Source organism: Roseovarius sp. THAF9 (assembly GCF_009363715.1).
Classification (GTDB): domain Bacteria; phylum Pseudomonadota; class Alphaproteobacteria; order Rhodobacterales; family Rhodobacteraceae; genus Roseovarius.
Map to the genome: position 1 here is coordinate 3,794,147 of NZ_CP045404.1, position 15,472 is coordinate 3,809,618.

A 15,472-nucleotide genomic window follows, 5' to 3' on the forward strand; every position below is an offset into this window, starting at 1 on the left:
GGTATGCCGGAAACCAAGTTCGAGCCCTGGAACGATCCGAATGAAAAGCCGCTGATCCAGTTCAAGAACGTGACCAAGCGGTTCGGCACGTTCACCGCCATCGACGACCAGTCATTCGACATCTACGCGCAGGAATTCTTTGCCCTGCTGGGCCCGTCGGGCTGTGGCAAGACGACGATGATGCGGATGCTGGCGGGGTTCGAGACGCCGACCGAGGGCACGATCTTGCTGGGCGGGCGCGACATCGCGCCGATCCCGCCGAACAAGCGCGAAGTGAACATGATGTTCCAGTCCTACGCGCTGTTTCCGCACCTGTCGGTGAGCGACAACATCGCCTTTGGCTTGAAGCGTGACAAGCTGCCTGCCGACAAGATTGCGGCGCGAGTGGACGAGATGCTGAAGCTGACCAGGCTGGAGAAATTCGCGGGCCGCAAGCCACACCAGATTTCCGGCGGGCAGAGACAGCGCGTGGCGCTGGCCCGGAGTCTTGCCAAAGGGCCTAAACTTCTGTTGCTGGACGAACCGTTGGGGGCGCTGGATGCCAAGCTGCGGCAGGACACGCAGTTTGAGCTGATGGATATCCAGGAAAAGACCGGCACGACATTTGTCATCGTCACCCATGACCAGGAAGAGGCGATGACCGTGGCCAGCCGCGTGGCGGTGATGGATGACGGGCGGATCGTGCAGATCGCCACGCCGGACGAGATTTACGAGGCGCCGATCTCGGCCTATGTGGCGGATTTCATCGGCGACGTGACGCTGTTTTCCGGCACGGCAATGAACCGGACGCCGGGGGCGAAGCCTGTGGTGGCCGACGCATCCGAGGCCGAACCTGCACCGCAAGAGGCGGAAACGCCTGAAACAGAGACTGTCGAGACGCCCGAGGCGGTGGCCGAGATTGGCGTACCGGCAGAGCCGGAAGCGCCCGTCGCGTCCGATGACGTCGTGCGCGGGAAGCCGAAAGCGGCAACGGAGAAACCCGCGCAAGGGCCGCAACCCAACGCCTTGGGTCTGTGGCTGCATGACAAGGTCTGGGCCAAGGTGTTCGGTCCGCGCACCGATATCGTGCGGCAACTGCCGCCGCCGAACGACGCCGAAACAGAGGCCAAGGTGCCGGAAACAGAGACTGTTCCCGCCGAAACCACCGAAATTCCCGAAGGCGGCATCACCATCGACTGGGCCGAGGGGCAGCCGCCTCTGATCGCGCTCGACGCGCCGGATCTGGAGGATGGCACGGAAGTGAAGCTGGCGCTGCGCCCCGAGAAGATCGGGATTTCCAAGACCAAGCCCGACGCGGTCAACGCGCTGAAGGGCAAGGTGATCGACATCGCCTATCTCGGCAATCTGTCGACCTATCACGTCGAGCTGGAAAACGGCACGATGATCAAGGCGCAGCTGGCCAACACGCGCCGCATCTCGCGCCGGGATATCACCTGGGAAGACGAGGTCTGGGTCAGCTGGACCGGCACGGCGGGCGTGGTGCTGACATCATGAGGCGCGTAGCCCTGATCATAGTGCCCTACCTGTGGCTTCTGGCGCTGTTCCTGGTGCCATTCGCCATCGTGCTGAAGATCAGCCTTTCGGATATCGAACTGTCGATCCCGCCCTACACGCCGCAGCTGGACTTGTCCGAAGGCTGGGAGGGCGTGAAGGCGTTCTTCGCCGCGCTCGATTTCGAGAATTTCGTATTCCTGACAGAGGACGACCTTTACTGGAAATCCTACCTGTCCTCGCTGCAGATCGCGGTGATTTCGACCATCCTGACGCTGTTGGTGGGCTACCCGATCGCCTATGCGATGGCGCGCGCGCCGAACCACTGGCGACCGACGCTGCTGATGCTGGTGATCCTACCCTTTTGGACCAGCTTTCTGATCCGAGTCTATTCGTGGATGGGCATCCTATCGACCGAGGGGTATCTGAACCAACTTCTGCTGGGTTTGGGTCTGATTTCGGAACCGCTGATGATCCTGAACACCAATGTCGCTGTCTATATCGGGATCATCTACACCTATCTGCCGTTCATGATCCTGCCGATCTATTCGACGCTGGAGCGAATGGACGACAGCCTGCTGGAAGCGGCGGAGGATCTGGGGTGTTCGCGACTGACGGCCTTCTGGCTGGTGACGTTGCCGCTGTCGAAGAACGGGATCATCGCGGGCTGCTTCCTTGTCTTCATCCCGGTGATGGGCGAGTTCGTGATCCCGTCGCTGCTGGGTGGGTCGCAGACGCTGATGATCGGTAAGGTTTTGTTCGAGGAGTTCTTCAACAACCGGGACTGGCCGGTGGCGAGCGCGGTGGCGGTGATCCTGCTGTTGATCCTGATCATTCCGATCGTGCTGTTCCAGCGCAACGAACAAAAGCAGCGGGAGGCGGAAGGATGAGCGGCAGCAAAACTCTTGAGAAGAGTTTTGGCAAAAGCTTTGTCAAAGCTTTTGGCGCTCCGGCGTGGAGGGCTGTGCGATGAGACGCCTGTCATGGTTCAACACGACGTCCCTGACGCTGGGCTTTGCGTTCCTGTACCTGCCGATGGTCATCCTTGTGGTCTACAGCTTCAACGCGTCGCAGCTTGTGACCGTCTGGGCGGGCTTCTCGACCAGGTGGTACGGCGAGCTGTTGCAGAACGAGGCGTTCCTCGATGCGGCCTGGGTCACGTTGCAGGTGGCGGTCGTCAGCTCCACCATTGCGACGGTGCTGGGCACGATGGCGGCCTATGTGCTGGTGCGCGCCGGGCGATTCTGGGGCCGGACGCTTTTTTCGGGCATGATCTATGCGCCGCTGGTGATGCCTGAGGTGATCACCGGCCTGTCGCTCTTGCTGCTCTTTATCGGGATCGGGCTGGACCGGGGGGTGCTGACGATCATCCTGGCGCACACGACCTTTTCGATGTGCTTCGTGTCGGTCGTGGTGTCCTCGCGGCTGATCAGTTTCGACAGGTCGCTGGAAGAGGCGGCTCTGGACCTGGGCTGTTCGCCGTTTTCCGCCTTCCGGCTGGTGACCCTGCCGATCATCGCGCCGGCGGTGATTTCCGGCTGGCTGCTGGCATTCACGCTGTCGCTGGACGATCTGGTGATCGCCAGCTTCACCGCCGGTCCGTCGGCGACGACCCTGCCGATCAAGATCTGGTCGTCGATCCGGCTTGGGGTCAGCCCAGAGATCAACGCGCTGTCGACGATCCTGATCGCGCTCGTGGCGGTGGGTGTGATCGGCGCCTCGCTGATTTCCAAACGCCAACTGTTGCGGCAGGAAGCCGATGAAAAGGCCGCGGTGCGGGCCGAGGCGTGAGTGTGCTCAAACGGATCTGGGAGGACGGCGCTTACGGCGCCGTGCCGGTGGCCGATTGCTGGTGGGCGGATAGCGTTCCGGCGGACGACTTGCCTGCGCTGGAGGGCGACACGACGACCGAGGTCGCAGTAATCGGTGCAGGGTTTACCGGGCTGAACGCGGCGCTAGCGCTGGCCGAAGCGGGCGTGGGCGTGACTGTGCTGCAGGCGGAGCATCCGTTCTGGGGTGCATCGGGGCGCAATGGCGGGTTCTGTTGCCTGGGCGGCGCAAAGGCCAGCCATGCCACCATAAGGGCCAAGTTCGGTGAGGCAGAGGCCTGTGGTTTTGCGCAGGCGGAACTGGCGGCGGTGGCGCATGTGGGCGACCTGATCGACGGGCTGGGGCTGGACGTCGACCGCCATTCGGAAGGCGAGACGCAGCTGGCGCACCGCCCGAGAGATTTCGACGCGATGCGCGCGGATGTCGAGGCAACACGAAACCTTTATGGTGTCACGCCGACCATTACCCCACCAGCGGAGCTGGCGCAGGCGGGATTCAAAGGGCCGTTTCATGGCGCGTCGACCATGCCGATCGGCTTTGCCCTCAACCCACGGAAATACGCATTCGGACTTTGCCAGGCGGCACAGGCGGCGGGGGCTGTTGTGCATGGGCACAGCGCGGTCACGCGGATCGAAACCCTGGCCGATGGGCGCTACCGGCTGCACGCGGAAAAAGGCTCTGTTACAGCCGAAAAGTTCATTGTCGCCACCAACGGCTATAGCGCGGACAACCTGCCGGACTGGATGGGCGGGCGGTACCTGCCGACACAATCGAGCGTGATCGTCACGCGGCCCATGAGCGATGACGAACTGGCCGCGCAGGGCTGGACCAGCCGGCAGATGTGCTATGACACGCGGCACCTGCTGCACTATTTCCGGCTGATGCCGGACAACCGGATGCTGATGGGGATGCGCGGCGGGCTGAAGCATTCGCCCGGCACCGAGGCGCAGATCAAGGCAATGATCCGCGCCGATTTCGATAAGATGTTTCCTGCCTGGGCGCATGTGGAGACGCCGCATTACTGGTCGGGATTCGTGTGCTTGTCGCGCGACCTGATACCCTATGCAGGGCCAATTCCCGATATGCCGGGAGGGTTCGCGGCGTTCGCCTATCACGGCAACGGCGTGTCGATGGGCAGTTACGCCGGGCGGCTTTTGGCCGATCTGGTGCGGGACAATACGCCCGAGACGCCCTATCCCGCACCGCTGCGGCATACGCCGCGCAAGTTCCCGCTGGGCCGGTTCCGTCGGATGCTGATGCGGCCGGCCTATTTGCATTACGCTTGGCTCGATCGTTAGCCCTGCGGGGTTTTGGCCGCCTTGGCGCGCCCGCGTTGCAGGCCAAGCTGACGTTCGCGCAGGATGATGATGATCCCGGCCAGCACGATCAGCGCGGCACCGATCAGCATTTGCGCGGTAGGCACCTCGTCAAAGATGACATAGCCGATGGCGATGGCGAACAGCATCGAGGCATAGTCGAAGGGCGCGATGACGCTGGCATCGGCAAAGCGGTAGGCGGAGGTCAGGAAGATCTGGGCGAGCCCGCCGAAAAGACCGGCGAGGACGAGATAAACAGTCTCTGTTCCGCCCGGAACGACCCACCCGAAGGGCAGGGTCAGCAACGAGAGCAACGTCGAAGTCAGCGAGAAGTAGAACACGATCGCGCTGGTCTGTTCGGTCTGGACCAGCTTGCGGATGTAGATCTGCGCCAGCGCGGCACAGACCGCGCCCAGAAGTACCAGCACCGCGCCCACGGCTTGAGCAGTTTCAACCGTCGGCCCGCCCAGCGTGGTCAGGCGCGGCGTCAGAACAACGAGAACGCCGACGAGACCCAGCGCCACGGCACCAAGGCGAAAGACGCCGACCTTTTCGTCAAGGAACATCGCCGCGAAGACCACCACCAGCAGCGGGGCGGCATAGCTGAGCGCCGTGACTTCGGGCAGCGGCAAAAGTCCGAGACCGGCAAACATCAGGCCCATTGCCGTGGTGCCGACGAAGCCGCGCCAGAAATGGCCCATGCGCGACGCCACTTTCAGGCCCGTGGACATTTCCCCGCGCATGACAAGCCACCCGAGGATCACCGGGATTGCGAAGAACGAGCGAAAGAAAACCGCCTGTCCGGGTGGAACAGTGTCTGATGCGGCCTTGATCAGGGCCGACATGACGATGAACAGCGTCACCGCGACAAGCTTGAGGGCAATACCGTTGAGAGGTTTCATGGAGCGTCTCCGTCGCCATGACCTGACCGAAAGTGGTGGCAAAATCAATCGCCACGCGTGCAAGGCCGCTATGACCTGAATGATCCAGGCTGGGCCGCGGCGCGTAACACTCTATGATTATGGAGTATGATGATGCGCTTTTTTCTCGGCCTCGTGGCCACTGTTTTCGCCCTTCCCGCGCTTGCGCTGGATCTGCAATCCACATTCACCAATATCGACGGCGGGACGCACCGATTGTCGGATTGGCAAGGACAGCCGGTGCTGGTGGTGAACACCGCGTCGATGTGCGGGTTCACCGGGCAATATTCGGATCTGCAGGCGCTTTATGACACATACCGCGACCGGGGGCTTGTCGTGCTGGCCGTGCCGTCGGACGATTTCAACCAGGAGCTGGCGAGCGAGGAAGAGGTCAAGGATTTCTGCGAAGTGAACTATGACCTGACCCTGCCGATGACCGGCATTACCAAGGTGCGGGGCGAGGAGGCGCATCCGTTCTATCGCTCGGTCGCACAGGAAGCCGGGTTCACGCCGCGCTGGAACTTCAACAAGATCCTGTTGAGCCCCGAGGGCGAGGTCGTGGGCACCTATGGCTCGCCCGTCAAGCCGATGTCGTCCACGATCACTGGCGAGATCGAGAAGATGCTTACCCGGACAGGCGGCTGATCGGTGTGGTCGCGTCGGCCTCCTTGCTGGGGGCGATGCTGTACAGCTTGCGATAGGCGCGCGAGAAATGCGTGGGGCTGGTGAAACCGCAAAGCACGCTGATGTCGGTGATGCTCATCTCGGTTTGACGAAGCAGGTTTCGAGCCTTTTCCAGCCGGATTTCGAGATAATAGCGGCTGGGCGACGTATTCAGGAAAGCCATGAAGAGCCGTTCCAGCTGTCGCACGGAGACGCCAACCATCGCGGCCAGTTCACTGAGCTTCAGCGGATCCTCGATATTACCGCGCATGATCTCGATCGCCTGTGTCAGGCGGCGGTTGCCGCGCCCGACGCGGGCGGGCAGCGACAGGCGCTGAGACTGGCTGTGATCGCGGGGGGCGGTATAGACCATCTGCTCGGCCACGTATTCGACCAGTTTGGGCCCGTAATCCTCTCCGATGAGGTGCAGCATGAGGTCCATCGAGGACGCACCGCCGGCGCAGGAAAACACGCGGCCATCCACCGAATAGATCGTGTCCTGCACGGTGACCTGCGGCAACGCCTCGGTCAGGGCATCGACATATTCCCAATGGGTGCTGACCCGCCGTCCCGCGATCATCCCCGCCAGCGCAAGGGTATAGGCGCCGCTGCTGAGCGAGCCGAAACTGATGCCTTTGCGCGTCTCGCGGCGCAGCCAGGCGAGTACGTCCTTGGTGCTGCCCGCGGCAGCTTCATGGCCGGCACAGACCACCAGCGTATCGTCGCGGCGCAACTCTTCCAGCGCGCCGTCGACGGCGACGGTGATGCCATTCCAGGCCCGCGCCGAGGCCCCATCGGCGCTGAGCAGGCGCCATTCATAGTAATCGCGGGTGCTGGATTGCCGGTTCGCGAGACTGAGGGTTTCCAGCGCGCAGGTGAAGCCCAGCATGGAAAACCCGGGGATCAGCAGGAAGACATACCGTTTCGGCGGTTGGTCGCTGTCGCGCATCAAAAGGTCCCTGGCTGTGGGTCACGAAAGGCTCCTTGTCGGGAGGCTTGATCGTATAGTCTTCATCCACATCGGCCCTGTGCGTCGCGCGTGATTTCGGCACGAAGATGTTCGCAGGCGACATGACTCGACCCGATCCGCCAAATTTGGCCCCGACCGGCGCACCGCCTCAGGACACGCCCCAGTCCATCACCACCTTGCCGGAATTGCCCGAAATCATCGCGGCAAACCCGTCCTCGAAGTCGTCGATGCCGATGCGGTGCGTGATCAGGCCGGACACGTCCAGACCCGACTGCACCAGCGCGATCATCTTGTACCAGGTCTCGTACATCTCACGGCCGTAGATGCCCTTGATGTGGAGCATCTTGAAAATGACCGTGTTCCAGTCGACCGGGAATTCGGTCGGCGCGATGCCAAGAAGGGCGACCTTGCCGCCATTGTTCATCCGCGCGATCATCTGCTGCATGGCCGCCGACGCCCCGGACATCTCGAGCCCGACGTCGAAGCCTTCGGTCATGCCGATCTGATCCATCACGTCGCGCAGCTGTTCGCGGCTGGTATCGACCACATGCTGCACGCCCATCTCGCGGGCAAGGTTCAGGCGATAGGGGTTGATGTCTGTGATGACGGTCTTTCGCGCGCCGACCTTCTGCGCCACCAGCGCGCCCATGATGCCGATGGGTCCCGCGCCGGTGACAAGCACGTCCTCACCCACCAGATCAAAGCTGAGCGCGGTGTGCACGGCATTGCCGAACGGGTCAAAGATGGCGGCGATCTCGTCGGGGATGTCCTCGGGGATCGGCACGACGTTGGATTCGGGAATGCAGAGATATTCGGCAAAGGAGCCGGGGCGGTTCACGCCGACGCCCTTGGTATTGCGGCAGAGGTGCCCGCGTCCGGCACGGCAGTTGCGGCAGGCGCCACAAACGATATGCCCCTCGCCGCTGACCCGCTGGCCAATCCGGTATTTCAGCGCGGCAGGGCCCATATCGACGATCTCGCCCACGAATTCGTGGCCGACGACCATGGGCACGGGCACGGTCTTGGCGCTGAATTCGTCCCATTTCCAGATATGCACGTCTGTGCCGCAAATGGCAGATTTGCGGACCTTGATCAGCACGTCGCTCGGCCCCGGTTCGGGGACCGGGACGTGTTCCATCCACAGGCCCGGTTCGGGTTTCGCCTTCACGAGGGCTTTCATCTGGTTCTGCATGGTCTAGTCCCACAAATCAGTACTGAGGTATTTCAGGCCGCTGTCGCACATCACGATAGCGATTGTGCCGCCCTGTTCCACGCCGCCCAACAGCTGGATCGCGCCGGCTAGGTTGGCCCCGGCGGAATAGCCGGCGAAGATGCCCTCGGTCCGGGCCAGCAGGCGAGCGGCCTCGGCGGCGTCACGACCGGAAACAGTGACTGTTCCCGCCAGATTGGCCGATTTCAAGTGCGTGAGGTCCGGCATGGAATAGCCGCCGCCCTGGATCGGATGGTCGGGTTTGTCGGGGTCGATGCCGTAACAGCGCACGCCTTTTGGTCCCAGATAGGCCGCGACTCCGGCCAGCGTGCCGCCGGAACCGATGAAGTCGCAAAAGGCGGTGACGTCGCCGCCTGACTGCGCCCAGATTTCCGGGCCGGTGCCCATCTCGTGCGCCAGGGGGTTGCCTGCCCGCTCGAACTGGTCAGCGCGGTAGGCGCCTCTCTCCGCCGTGATGTCCTGCGCAGCGGCCTCGACCAATGCGAGATCCGCGCCCGATACCTCGCCCTTGCGGCTGCCTTGAGCCTGCGGGACGAGGATCACCTCTGCCCCCAGGGCCCGCATCATCCGCGCGCGCTCCTCGGAATTGCCTTCGCTCATCACCGCGACGAACGGGTGACCCAGCACGCCACAGACAATGGCGAGCCCCGTGCCCATGTTCCCCGAGGTCAATTCAACCACTGTCTGACCAGGCGCGAGCTCGCCCGTGGCCCGCGCGCCTTCAATGATCGCCCGTGCTGCGCGGTCTTTCTTGGAGAAGCCGGGCATGAGGTAATCGAGCTTGGCGAGGATGCGTCCGTCGAGGTGCAATGCGTCTCTGATACGGCTCAATTCGACCAAGGGCGTCTCTCCCATGGCCTCGATGACGGACGGCAGAATTGTCACGAGATGACCTCCAAATCGCGGCCAACAACCTCGAACGCGTCGATTGCGCGGTCCAGCATGTCACGGGTCAGGGCGGCGCTCATCTGGGTGCGGATGCGGTCCTGGTCCTTCGGGACGACCGGAAAGCTGAAGGCGGTGACATAGACGCCGCGGTCGTTCAGCCGTTTGGCCATCTCCTGCGCCAGCTTGGGATCGCGCAGCATGACGGGGATGATCGCGTGCTGCCCGGGCAGAAGTTCGAAGCCCAGCGTGCCCATCCGCTCGCGGAAATAGGCCGCGTTGTCCCAAAGCTGACCGCGCAGAGCGTCGCCACGTTCCTCCAACAGGTCGAAGACGCGAAGCGATGCCGCCGCAATGACAGGGGCCAGCGTGTTGGAAAACAGGTAAGGCCGCGAGCGTTGCCGCAACCAGTCCACCACCGGCGCGCTGGCCGCGGTATAGCCGCCAGAGGCGCCGCCCATCGCCTTGCCCAGCGTGCCGGTCAGGATGTCGACGCGGCCCATGACGCCGCAATGTTCGTGGCTGCCCCGCCCGGTGTCGCCAAGGAACCCGGTCGCGTGGCAGTCGTCGACCATGACCATCGCGTCATAGCGCTCGGCCAGATCGCAGATCTGGTCCAGCTTGGCGATATAGCCATCCATGCTGAACACCCCGTCGGTGGCGATCAGGCGGTGACGCGCGCCCTCCGCCTCTTTCAGGCAGCGTTTCAGGTCGGCCATGTCGCTGTTGGAATAGCGATAGCGCTGCGCCTTACAGAGGCGCACGCCGTCGATGATGCTCGCATGGTTCAGCGCGTCGGAAATGATGGCGTCCTCGGGGCCCAGAATCGTCTCAAACAAACCCGCATTCGCGTCAAACGCGGCGGCGTACAGGATGCTGTCCTCGGTCCCAAGGAACCCCGCGATCCGCGCTTCCAGCGCCTTGTGCTCTTCCTGCGTGCCGCAGATAAAGCGCACGCTGGCCATGCCGAACCCGTAACGGTCGAGCGCGTCATGGGCGGCGGCAATCACCTCCGGATCGTCAGCAAGGCCGAGATAGTTGTTGGCACAAAGGTTCACCACCGCGTGCCCGCCTTCCAGCATGACCTCGCCGGCCTGCATCGAGGTGATGACCCGCTCGGTCTTGTAAAGCCCATCGTCGCGCAACCCGTCGAGGCGCCCGGCGATATCCGCGTCAAATTTTTTGGCCGCTCGCATGATGCGCTCCCCCTCGCTTTCATCGTTCTTCAAATACTCAATGTAACAGCCACCAATAACAAGCGCAGCCGTCAGTTCACCCGGGTGATCGGGTCACGAGGCGATACGCGGCCGACCGCTGACCTCCACCATGATGGTGGCCTCGAGGAACACCTCGCGCGCTTCGGCCTGCGCGGTCCTGATATCGCGGGTAATGCCGGTCTGAAGGTCTTCGGCACCTGCGGCGAGGGCTGTCTGGCGCGCTTCCGCCTTCAAGACGTCTTCGAGCCTTTCCATGGCTTTGTCGGGGTCGACGAAATCCTCCGGCCCGGTTTCCAGGTGCACGCGACAGCGGCCCTCGGCGGGGCTGGTGATCGTACCCTGTCGCCGGATCGTAACGCGCCCGACCACCGCGCCGATGGCGTTGGCGACCCCGGCGTGCTCCGGCAGGATCATGTCGCAGCCAAGGCGCGCGCCCACCGCCGGATAATAGCTGCTTGCCGAGGCGCCCAGCCCGATCACCGGCACGTTCAGCCCGGTATCGAGCCGCACCAATCCGCGGTGCCGGTCCAGACCTTTCTGCATCAAGGCATGCCGCGCCAGCTGTGCGGCAGGCAGGCCGAAGTCGTGGTCGTCCTCGGCAAAAGCAGTTTCTAATAGGGCCAAACTTGTCTGTTTTGTCACCTGTTCGATGATCATCTGCGCCATCGCCTCTGGATCAGAACTCAGCCGATTGCCGTTGCCGGTGCGCTTGCGTCCGATCAGTTGCACGGCCTTGTGCGCGGCCCCCGCATCCCAGGCATCCAGCAGCCCCAGCACATGGCTGGCATCCGACGGCGTGACGCCCGCAACCTGCACCAGACCCCGCGCCACCAACCGCCGCAACGCCGCGCCGTCCATCCGGTTGCGCAGCACCGCGCCAAGCGGCTGAACGCCAGTGCCGATCCGGTCCAGCAGCGCAGTGTCTTTCGGACCCAATCCGCCCGCGTCGACGCCTGACACGATGCGCACAAACCGGCCGTCATGCTCGCCCGGCGTGTCATTTCGCAACTGGTCGTCCAGCACGGCGTGCAGGGCGGCCGGGTCTTCCAACGCGATCAGGCTGACCGGGACCACCCGGCGCGGGCCGAGCGTGACGCCACCGACCAGCCCTTCGTCGATCACATGCACCTCGCTGTCGCCGCCAAGACCGGTGGTGCGCATGGCAACGGCCTCGACCATGGTGCGCCACGGCCCGACCTGCGCGCCCGCCGGGTCGATCATCGGGCGGCCCTCGCGCAGAACGGCGACATCCGTGGTGGTGCCGCCGATGTCGGAGACCAGCGCGTGATCGGCGCCGGTCATCCAGCGCGCCCCGACGATGCTGGCGGCCGGGCCGCTGAGAATGGTCTCGATGGGCCGCTCTCGCGCCTGTGCGCTGGAAATGAGGGCACCGTCACCGCGCACCACCATCAGCGGCGCATCGATACCGAAGCGGATGAGTGTCGCTTCGGCCTTTTCGATCAGCCGCGCGATCATGCCGATCAGCCGCGCGTTCAAGAGTGCGGTCAGCGCCCGCTTCGGACCGTTCAGCTTGGCTGACAGGTGATGCGAGCAGCTGACCGGCTTGCCCGTGGCGGCGCGGATCATCTCGGCCACGCGCAGTTCGTGGCTGGGGTTCCGGGTGGCGAAGTGGCTGGCGACGGCAAAGGCAGAGGCGCCCAATTCAGTGTCTAACCATGCCGAAAGCGCGTTTTCATCTAGTGCGGCCGCCTCGCTGCCCGCGTGATTGTGCCCACCACTGAGCACAAGCGCCGGGTCCCCAGCCAGCGCTTCGGTCAGGCCGTGCGTGTCAAGGTCACGCTCACGAAACCCGATATAGACCAGCGCCACACGCCCGCCCTGTCCCTCGACCAACGCATTCGTGGCCAGCGTGGTGGAGAGCGAGGCAAGCCCGATCTGATCGGGCGTGACGCCGCTTTGGGTCAGCACCGCCTCGATGGCGTCGCCGATGCCGATCGACAGGTCCTGCCGCGTGGTCAGCGCCTTGGCGCTGGCGATCACCTCGCGCTCGTCGCGCACCAGAACCGCGTCGGTATAGGTGCCGCCCGTGTCCACGCCCAGAAGTATCGCCATGATGGTCCCTCTCGTCCGGGGTTCGGTTTACGCCAAACTGCGGACTAATCGCGTCCGTTTGCGGCATCGGAAAGACGCTTTACCGCCCATCGCGCCGCATCGGCGACGGTGGCGTCCGGGTCGTCGCACAGATCCTGCGCCACCGGCCGAAGGGTGGGGCGGCCCGAATTGCCGATGGCGTACAGCACGTTCCGCACAAAGCGGTTGCGCCCGATGCGCTTGATCGGACTGCCGGAAAACCGCTCGCGGAACCCGGCATCGTCCAGTTGGGCCAGCTCTGCCAGCGGCGGCGCGACAAGATCGTCGCGCGCGTGATAGCGCAGTTCGGTCGCCTCGACCGCAAACTTGTTCCACGGACAAACCGCAAGGCAATCGTCGCAGCCATAGATCCGGTTGCCCATCTTTTCGCGCAACTCCTCGTCCACCGGGCCCTTGTGCTCGATCGTCAGGTAGGAGATGCAGCGCCGCGCATCCAGCTGGTAGGGTGCGGGGAAGGCATCGGTCGGGCACACGTCAAGACAGGCACGGCAAGAGCCACAATGGTCAACTTCTGTTGGATCAGTGTCTATTTCCAGCGTGGTGAACACGGACCCGATAAAGAACCAACTACCCATGTCGCGGCTGACCAGATTGGTGTGCTTGCCCTGCCAGCCCAGCCCCGCCGCCTCGCCCAGCGGTTTCTCGGGCACTGGCGCGGTGTCGACGAACACCTTCACCTCGCCACCCGCTTCCGCGATCAGCCAGCGCGCGAGCCGCTTCAGCCGCTTCTTCACGATGTCATGGTAATCCCGGTTGCGGGCATAGACCGAAACCGTGCCAACCTCTGGATCGTCCAGCGTCGCCATCGGGTCACTCTGGGGCGTATAGCTTTCGCCCAGCATGATCACCGACCGCGCCTCGGGCCACAGCACATCAGGCGCGCCGCGCCAATGCGCCCGGTCGGCCAGCCACTCCATCTGCCCGTGATAACCCCTTTCCAGAAAGGCCGCCAACCGCTCGGGCACTTGCGGCACGTCACCCGGACGGCACACGCGGCAAAGGTCGAATCCCTCTTCAAGGGCCTGCGCCACCAGTCTCTGTTTCAGCCCATCCATGGCTCTTCTTCTGAAGCGTTTCGCGAAAGACCTGAACCACAGATTTTCACGAAACGCAGTGCTCCGCTCAATCGTTGCACGCGTTCCGCCTTTCGCTGATGCCTCAGGTCAAAGGCGGAACGCTTTGGCCAAAAATATCCTGGGGTGAGGCCGTAGGCCGAGGGGCAAAGCCTCTTAAGATATGTCGCGTGTCCGGGGAGCGCAAAACCGGTTCCCACTTTTGCGCGACACGCTTTAAAAATCAAGATCGGCATAATGCGCCGGCGGCGGGAAACCCGGCACCTGATCGGCCAGGATGCTGCGGAAGGCCGGGCGCGACTTGATCTTGGCGTACCAGTCCTTGACCACCTCCGACCGGTTCCAGTCCACGTCCGAGATATAGTCGAGGCTGGACAGGTGCGCGGCGGCGGCGAAATCGGCCAGTGTCATCACGTCGCCGGCCAGCCAGCGGCGGCGGTCCAGCAGCCAGGCCATGTAGTCAAGGTGGAACTTGATCGCCTTTGCGCCCGCCTTGACGTTGCTGCTGTCGGGAAAGCCCTGGCCCATGACCTTCTTGTTCACCCTTTCATACAGCAGCTTGGACGATACCTCGTTGTGAAACTTGTCATCGAACCAACCCACCAGGCGCCGCACCTCGTAGCGACCCTCGTGCGCCTTGGGCAGCAGGGCGGGCTCGGGGTACTTGTCTTCGAGGTATTCGCAGATCGGCGTGCTTTCCGACAAGGTCATGCCATCCAGCCGCAGCACCGGCACCTTGCCCGCCGGATTGCGCCGCAGGAAATCGGGATCGGCTTCCCAGTAACGCTCCTCGACCAGCTCGCATTCGATCCGCTTTTCCGCGAGGCAGAGCCGCACCTTCCGGCAGAAGGGGGAGAGGGGAACGTGGTATAGCTTGGCCATGTCTACTCCGGGCGGCTGGCGAAAATCTGTTCTTCAATGCCCTCAAACCGCGCTCATTTCAATCCTCGAAACACGCCGCGCGCCCATCACGGCGAATCGTGGCCGCCCCGTCCATAATACCGGCGGCACGCTTGCGGGTGGCGCCGCTGGGCTGAGACGCGGAGCGGCCCTTGGGGTTGGGCAGGATGGCCGCCAGCCGGGCGGCCTGCACGTCGCTCAGCGCATCCGGGGCCACGTCGAAATAGTGACGCGCGGCGGCGTCGATGCCGAAGATTCCCTCGTCGAACTCGGCCACGTTGAGGTAGACCTCGATGATCCGCCGCTTTGACCAGAAGAGCTCGACCACCGGGGTCAGCGCGGCTTCGAGCGCCTTGCGGGTCCAGCTGCGCCCGTGCCAGAGATAGACATTCTTGACCACCTGCTGGCTGAGGGTCGAGGCGCCCCGCCCGCTGCCGTCTTCCAGAGCGTCGCGGATGGCGTTCATGTCAAAGCCCCAGTGCAGGCAGAAATTGGCGTCCTCGGCCGCCACCAAAGACCGCGCCATCACGGGAGCGACGTCGTTCAGCGGCACCCACTGGTGCCGGATCTCGCTAAGGCGAAAGGCCTCCTGCTTCATGTAGAGCGTGTCGGGTGGAGCAAACCAGCGATGCGCCAGGACCGTGCCGCAGACGATGACCACGACAATCAGGAACACGCGCACGATCCAGACCCGCGCCCACAGGACGGGTGCGGCGATCCGATCCATCACCGAGGGCTTGGATTTTCTGCTGCTCTGTTTCTTGGCCATCGCTGTCCGCAATAGTGCAAACCGGGGTCCGATGGTCAATCGACAGTTTCTTCCGGTCCAAGGTATCCCGGCCGGGGGCATGGCTTGCATCCCCC

General features: G+C 63.6%; 14 protein-coding genes. 5 read left to right on the top strand and 9 right to left on the bottom strand.

Going from position 1 to position 15,472, the window contains the following annotated elements; translation table 11 throughout:
• The first annotated feature begins 3 nt into the window (after positions 1 to 3).
• From FIU86_RS18610 to FIU86_RS18625, 4 genes are all read left to right on the top strand, one after another.
• Positions 4 to 1,494: an ABC transporter ATP-binding protein gene (locus tag FIU86_RS18610; RefSeq protein ID WP_152476443.1), complete on the top strand. Its 1,491-nt coding sequence runs from the start codon at positions 4 to 6 to the stop codon at positions 1,492 to 1,494.
• On the top strand, positions 1,491 to 2,381 hold the full coding sequence (locus tag FIU86_RS18615; RefSeq protein WP_103763638.1) for an ABC transporter permease subunit: 891 nt from the start codon (positions 1,491 to 1,493) through the stop codon (positions 2,379 to 2,381). Before FIU86_RS18610 ends, FIU86_RS18615 begins: the two co-directional genes overlap by 4 nt.
• A 79-nt stretch (positions 2,382 to 2,460) precedes the next feature.
• The gene (locus FIU86_RS18620; protein ID WP_152476444.1) at positions 2,461 to 3,282 is read left to right on the top strand and encodes an ABC transporter permease; all 822 of its coding nucleotides are present in this window, start codon (positions 2,461 to 2,463) and stop codon (positions 3,280 to 3,282) included.
• The gene (locus FIU86_RS18625; protein ID WP_254703887.1) at positions 3,279 to 4,619 is read left to right on the top strand and encodes an FAD-binding oxidoreductase; all 1,341 of its coding nucleotides are present in this window, start codon (positions 3,279 to 3,281) and stop codon (positions 4,617 to 4,619) included. Before FIU86_RS18620 ends, FIU86_RS18625 begins: the two co-directional genes overlap by 4 nt.
• On the opposite strand, the gene FIU86_RS18630 is transcribed toward FIU86_RS18625, so the two are convergent.
• A complete protein-coding gene (locus FIU86_RS18630) occupies positions 4,616 to 5,539 on the bottom strand; it encodes a DMT family transporter (RefSeq protein WP_152476446.1) in 924 nt (307 codons plus the stop codon). The genes FIU86_RS18625 and FIU86_RS18630 overlap by 4 nt on opposite strands.
• 129 nt (positions 5,540 to 5,668) lie before the next feature.
• Between FIU86_RS18630 and FIU86_RS18635 the strand changes: the two genes are divergently transcribed.
• Positions 5,669 to 6,202, top strand: a complete 534-nt coding sequence (locus tag FIU86_RS18635) for a glutathione peroxidase (protein ID WP_152477234.1) — start codon at positions 5,669 to 5,671, stop codon at positions 6,200 to 6,202.
• On the opposite strand, the gene FIU86_RS18640 is transcribed toward FIU86_RS18635, so the two are convergent.
• The 8 genes from FIU86_RS18640 to mtgA form a co-directional block, all read right to left on the bottom strand.
• Positions 6,183 to 7,169, bottom strand: coding sequence for a GlxA family transcriptional regulator (locus FIU86_RS18640; protein ID WP_152476447.1), 987 nt, complete (start codon positions 7,167 to 7,169; stop codon positions 6,183 to 6,185). The two genes, FIU86_RS18635 and FIU86_RS18640, sit on opposite strands and share 20 nt — an antisense overlap.
• A 169-nt stretch (positions 7,170 to 7,338) precedes the next feature.
• Positions 7,339 to 8,370 (bottom strand): L-threonine 3-dehydrogenase, encoded by a 1,032-nt coding sequence (gene tdh, locus FIU86_RS18645; protein WP_216647230.1) that lies wholly within the window; start codon positions 8,368 to 8,370, stop codon positions 7,339 to 7,341.
• A 15-nt stretch (positions 8,371 to 8,385) separates the two neighbouring features.
• A complete protein-coding gene (locus FIU86_RS18650; RefSeq protein ID WP_254703888.1) occupies positions 8,386 to 9,306 on the bottom strand; it encodes a PLP-dependent cysteine synthase family protein in 921 nt (306 codons plus the stop codon).
• Complete coding sequence (locus FIU86_RS18655; protein ID WP_152476449.1) at positions 9,303 to 10,502, bottom strand: glycine C-acetyltransferase; 1,200 nt, start codon at positions 10,500 to 10,502, stop codon at positions 9,303 to 9,305. Before FIU86_RS18655 ends, FIU86_RS18650 begins: the two co-directional genes overlap by 4 nt.
• 93 nt (positions 10,503 to 10,595) lie before the next feature.
• Positions 10,596 to 12,596: a hydantoinase/oxoprolinase N-terminal domain-containing protein gene (locus FIU86_RS18660; RefSeq protein WP_152476450.1), complete on the bottom strand. Its 2,001-nt coding sequence runs from the start codon at positions 12,594 to 12,596 to the stop codon at positions 10,596 to 10,598.
• Between the two features lie 44 nt (positions 12,597 to 12,640).
• Complete coding sequence (queG, locus tag FIU86_RS18665; RefSeq protein WP_152476451.1) at positions 12,641 to 13,690, bottom strand: tRNA epoxyqueuosine(34) reductase QueG; 1,050 nt, start codon at positions 13,688 to 13,690, stop codon at positions 12,641 to 12,643.
• Between the two features lie 234 nt (positions 13,691 to 13,924).
• Positions 13,925 to 14,590: a glutathione S-transferase family protein gene (locus FIU86_RS18670; RefSeq protein WP_152476452.1), complete on the bottom strand. Its 666-nt coding sequence runs from the start codon at positions 14,588 to 14,590 to the stop codon at positions 13,925 to 13,927.
• Positions 14,591 to 14,648: 58 nt separating this feature from the next.
• Positions 14,649 to 15,377, bottom strand: coding sequence for a monofunctional biosynthetic peptidoglycan transglycosylase (mtgA, locus tag FIU86_RS18675; RefSeq protein ID WP_152476453.1), 729 nt, complete (start codon positions 15,375 to 15,377; stop codon positions 14,649 to 14,651).
• Positions 15,378 to 15,472 lie beyond the last annotated feature (95 nt).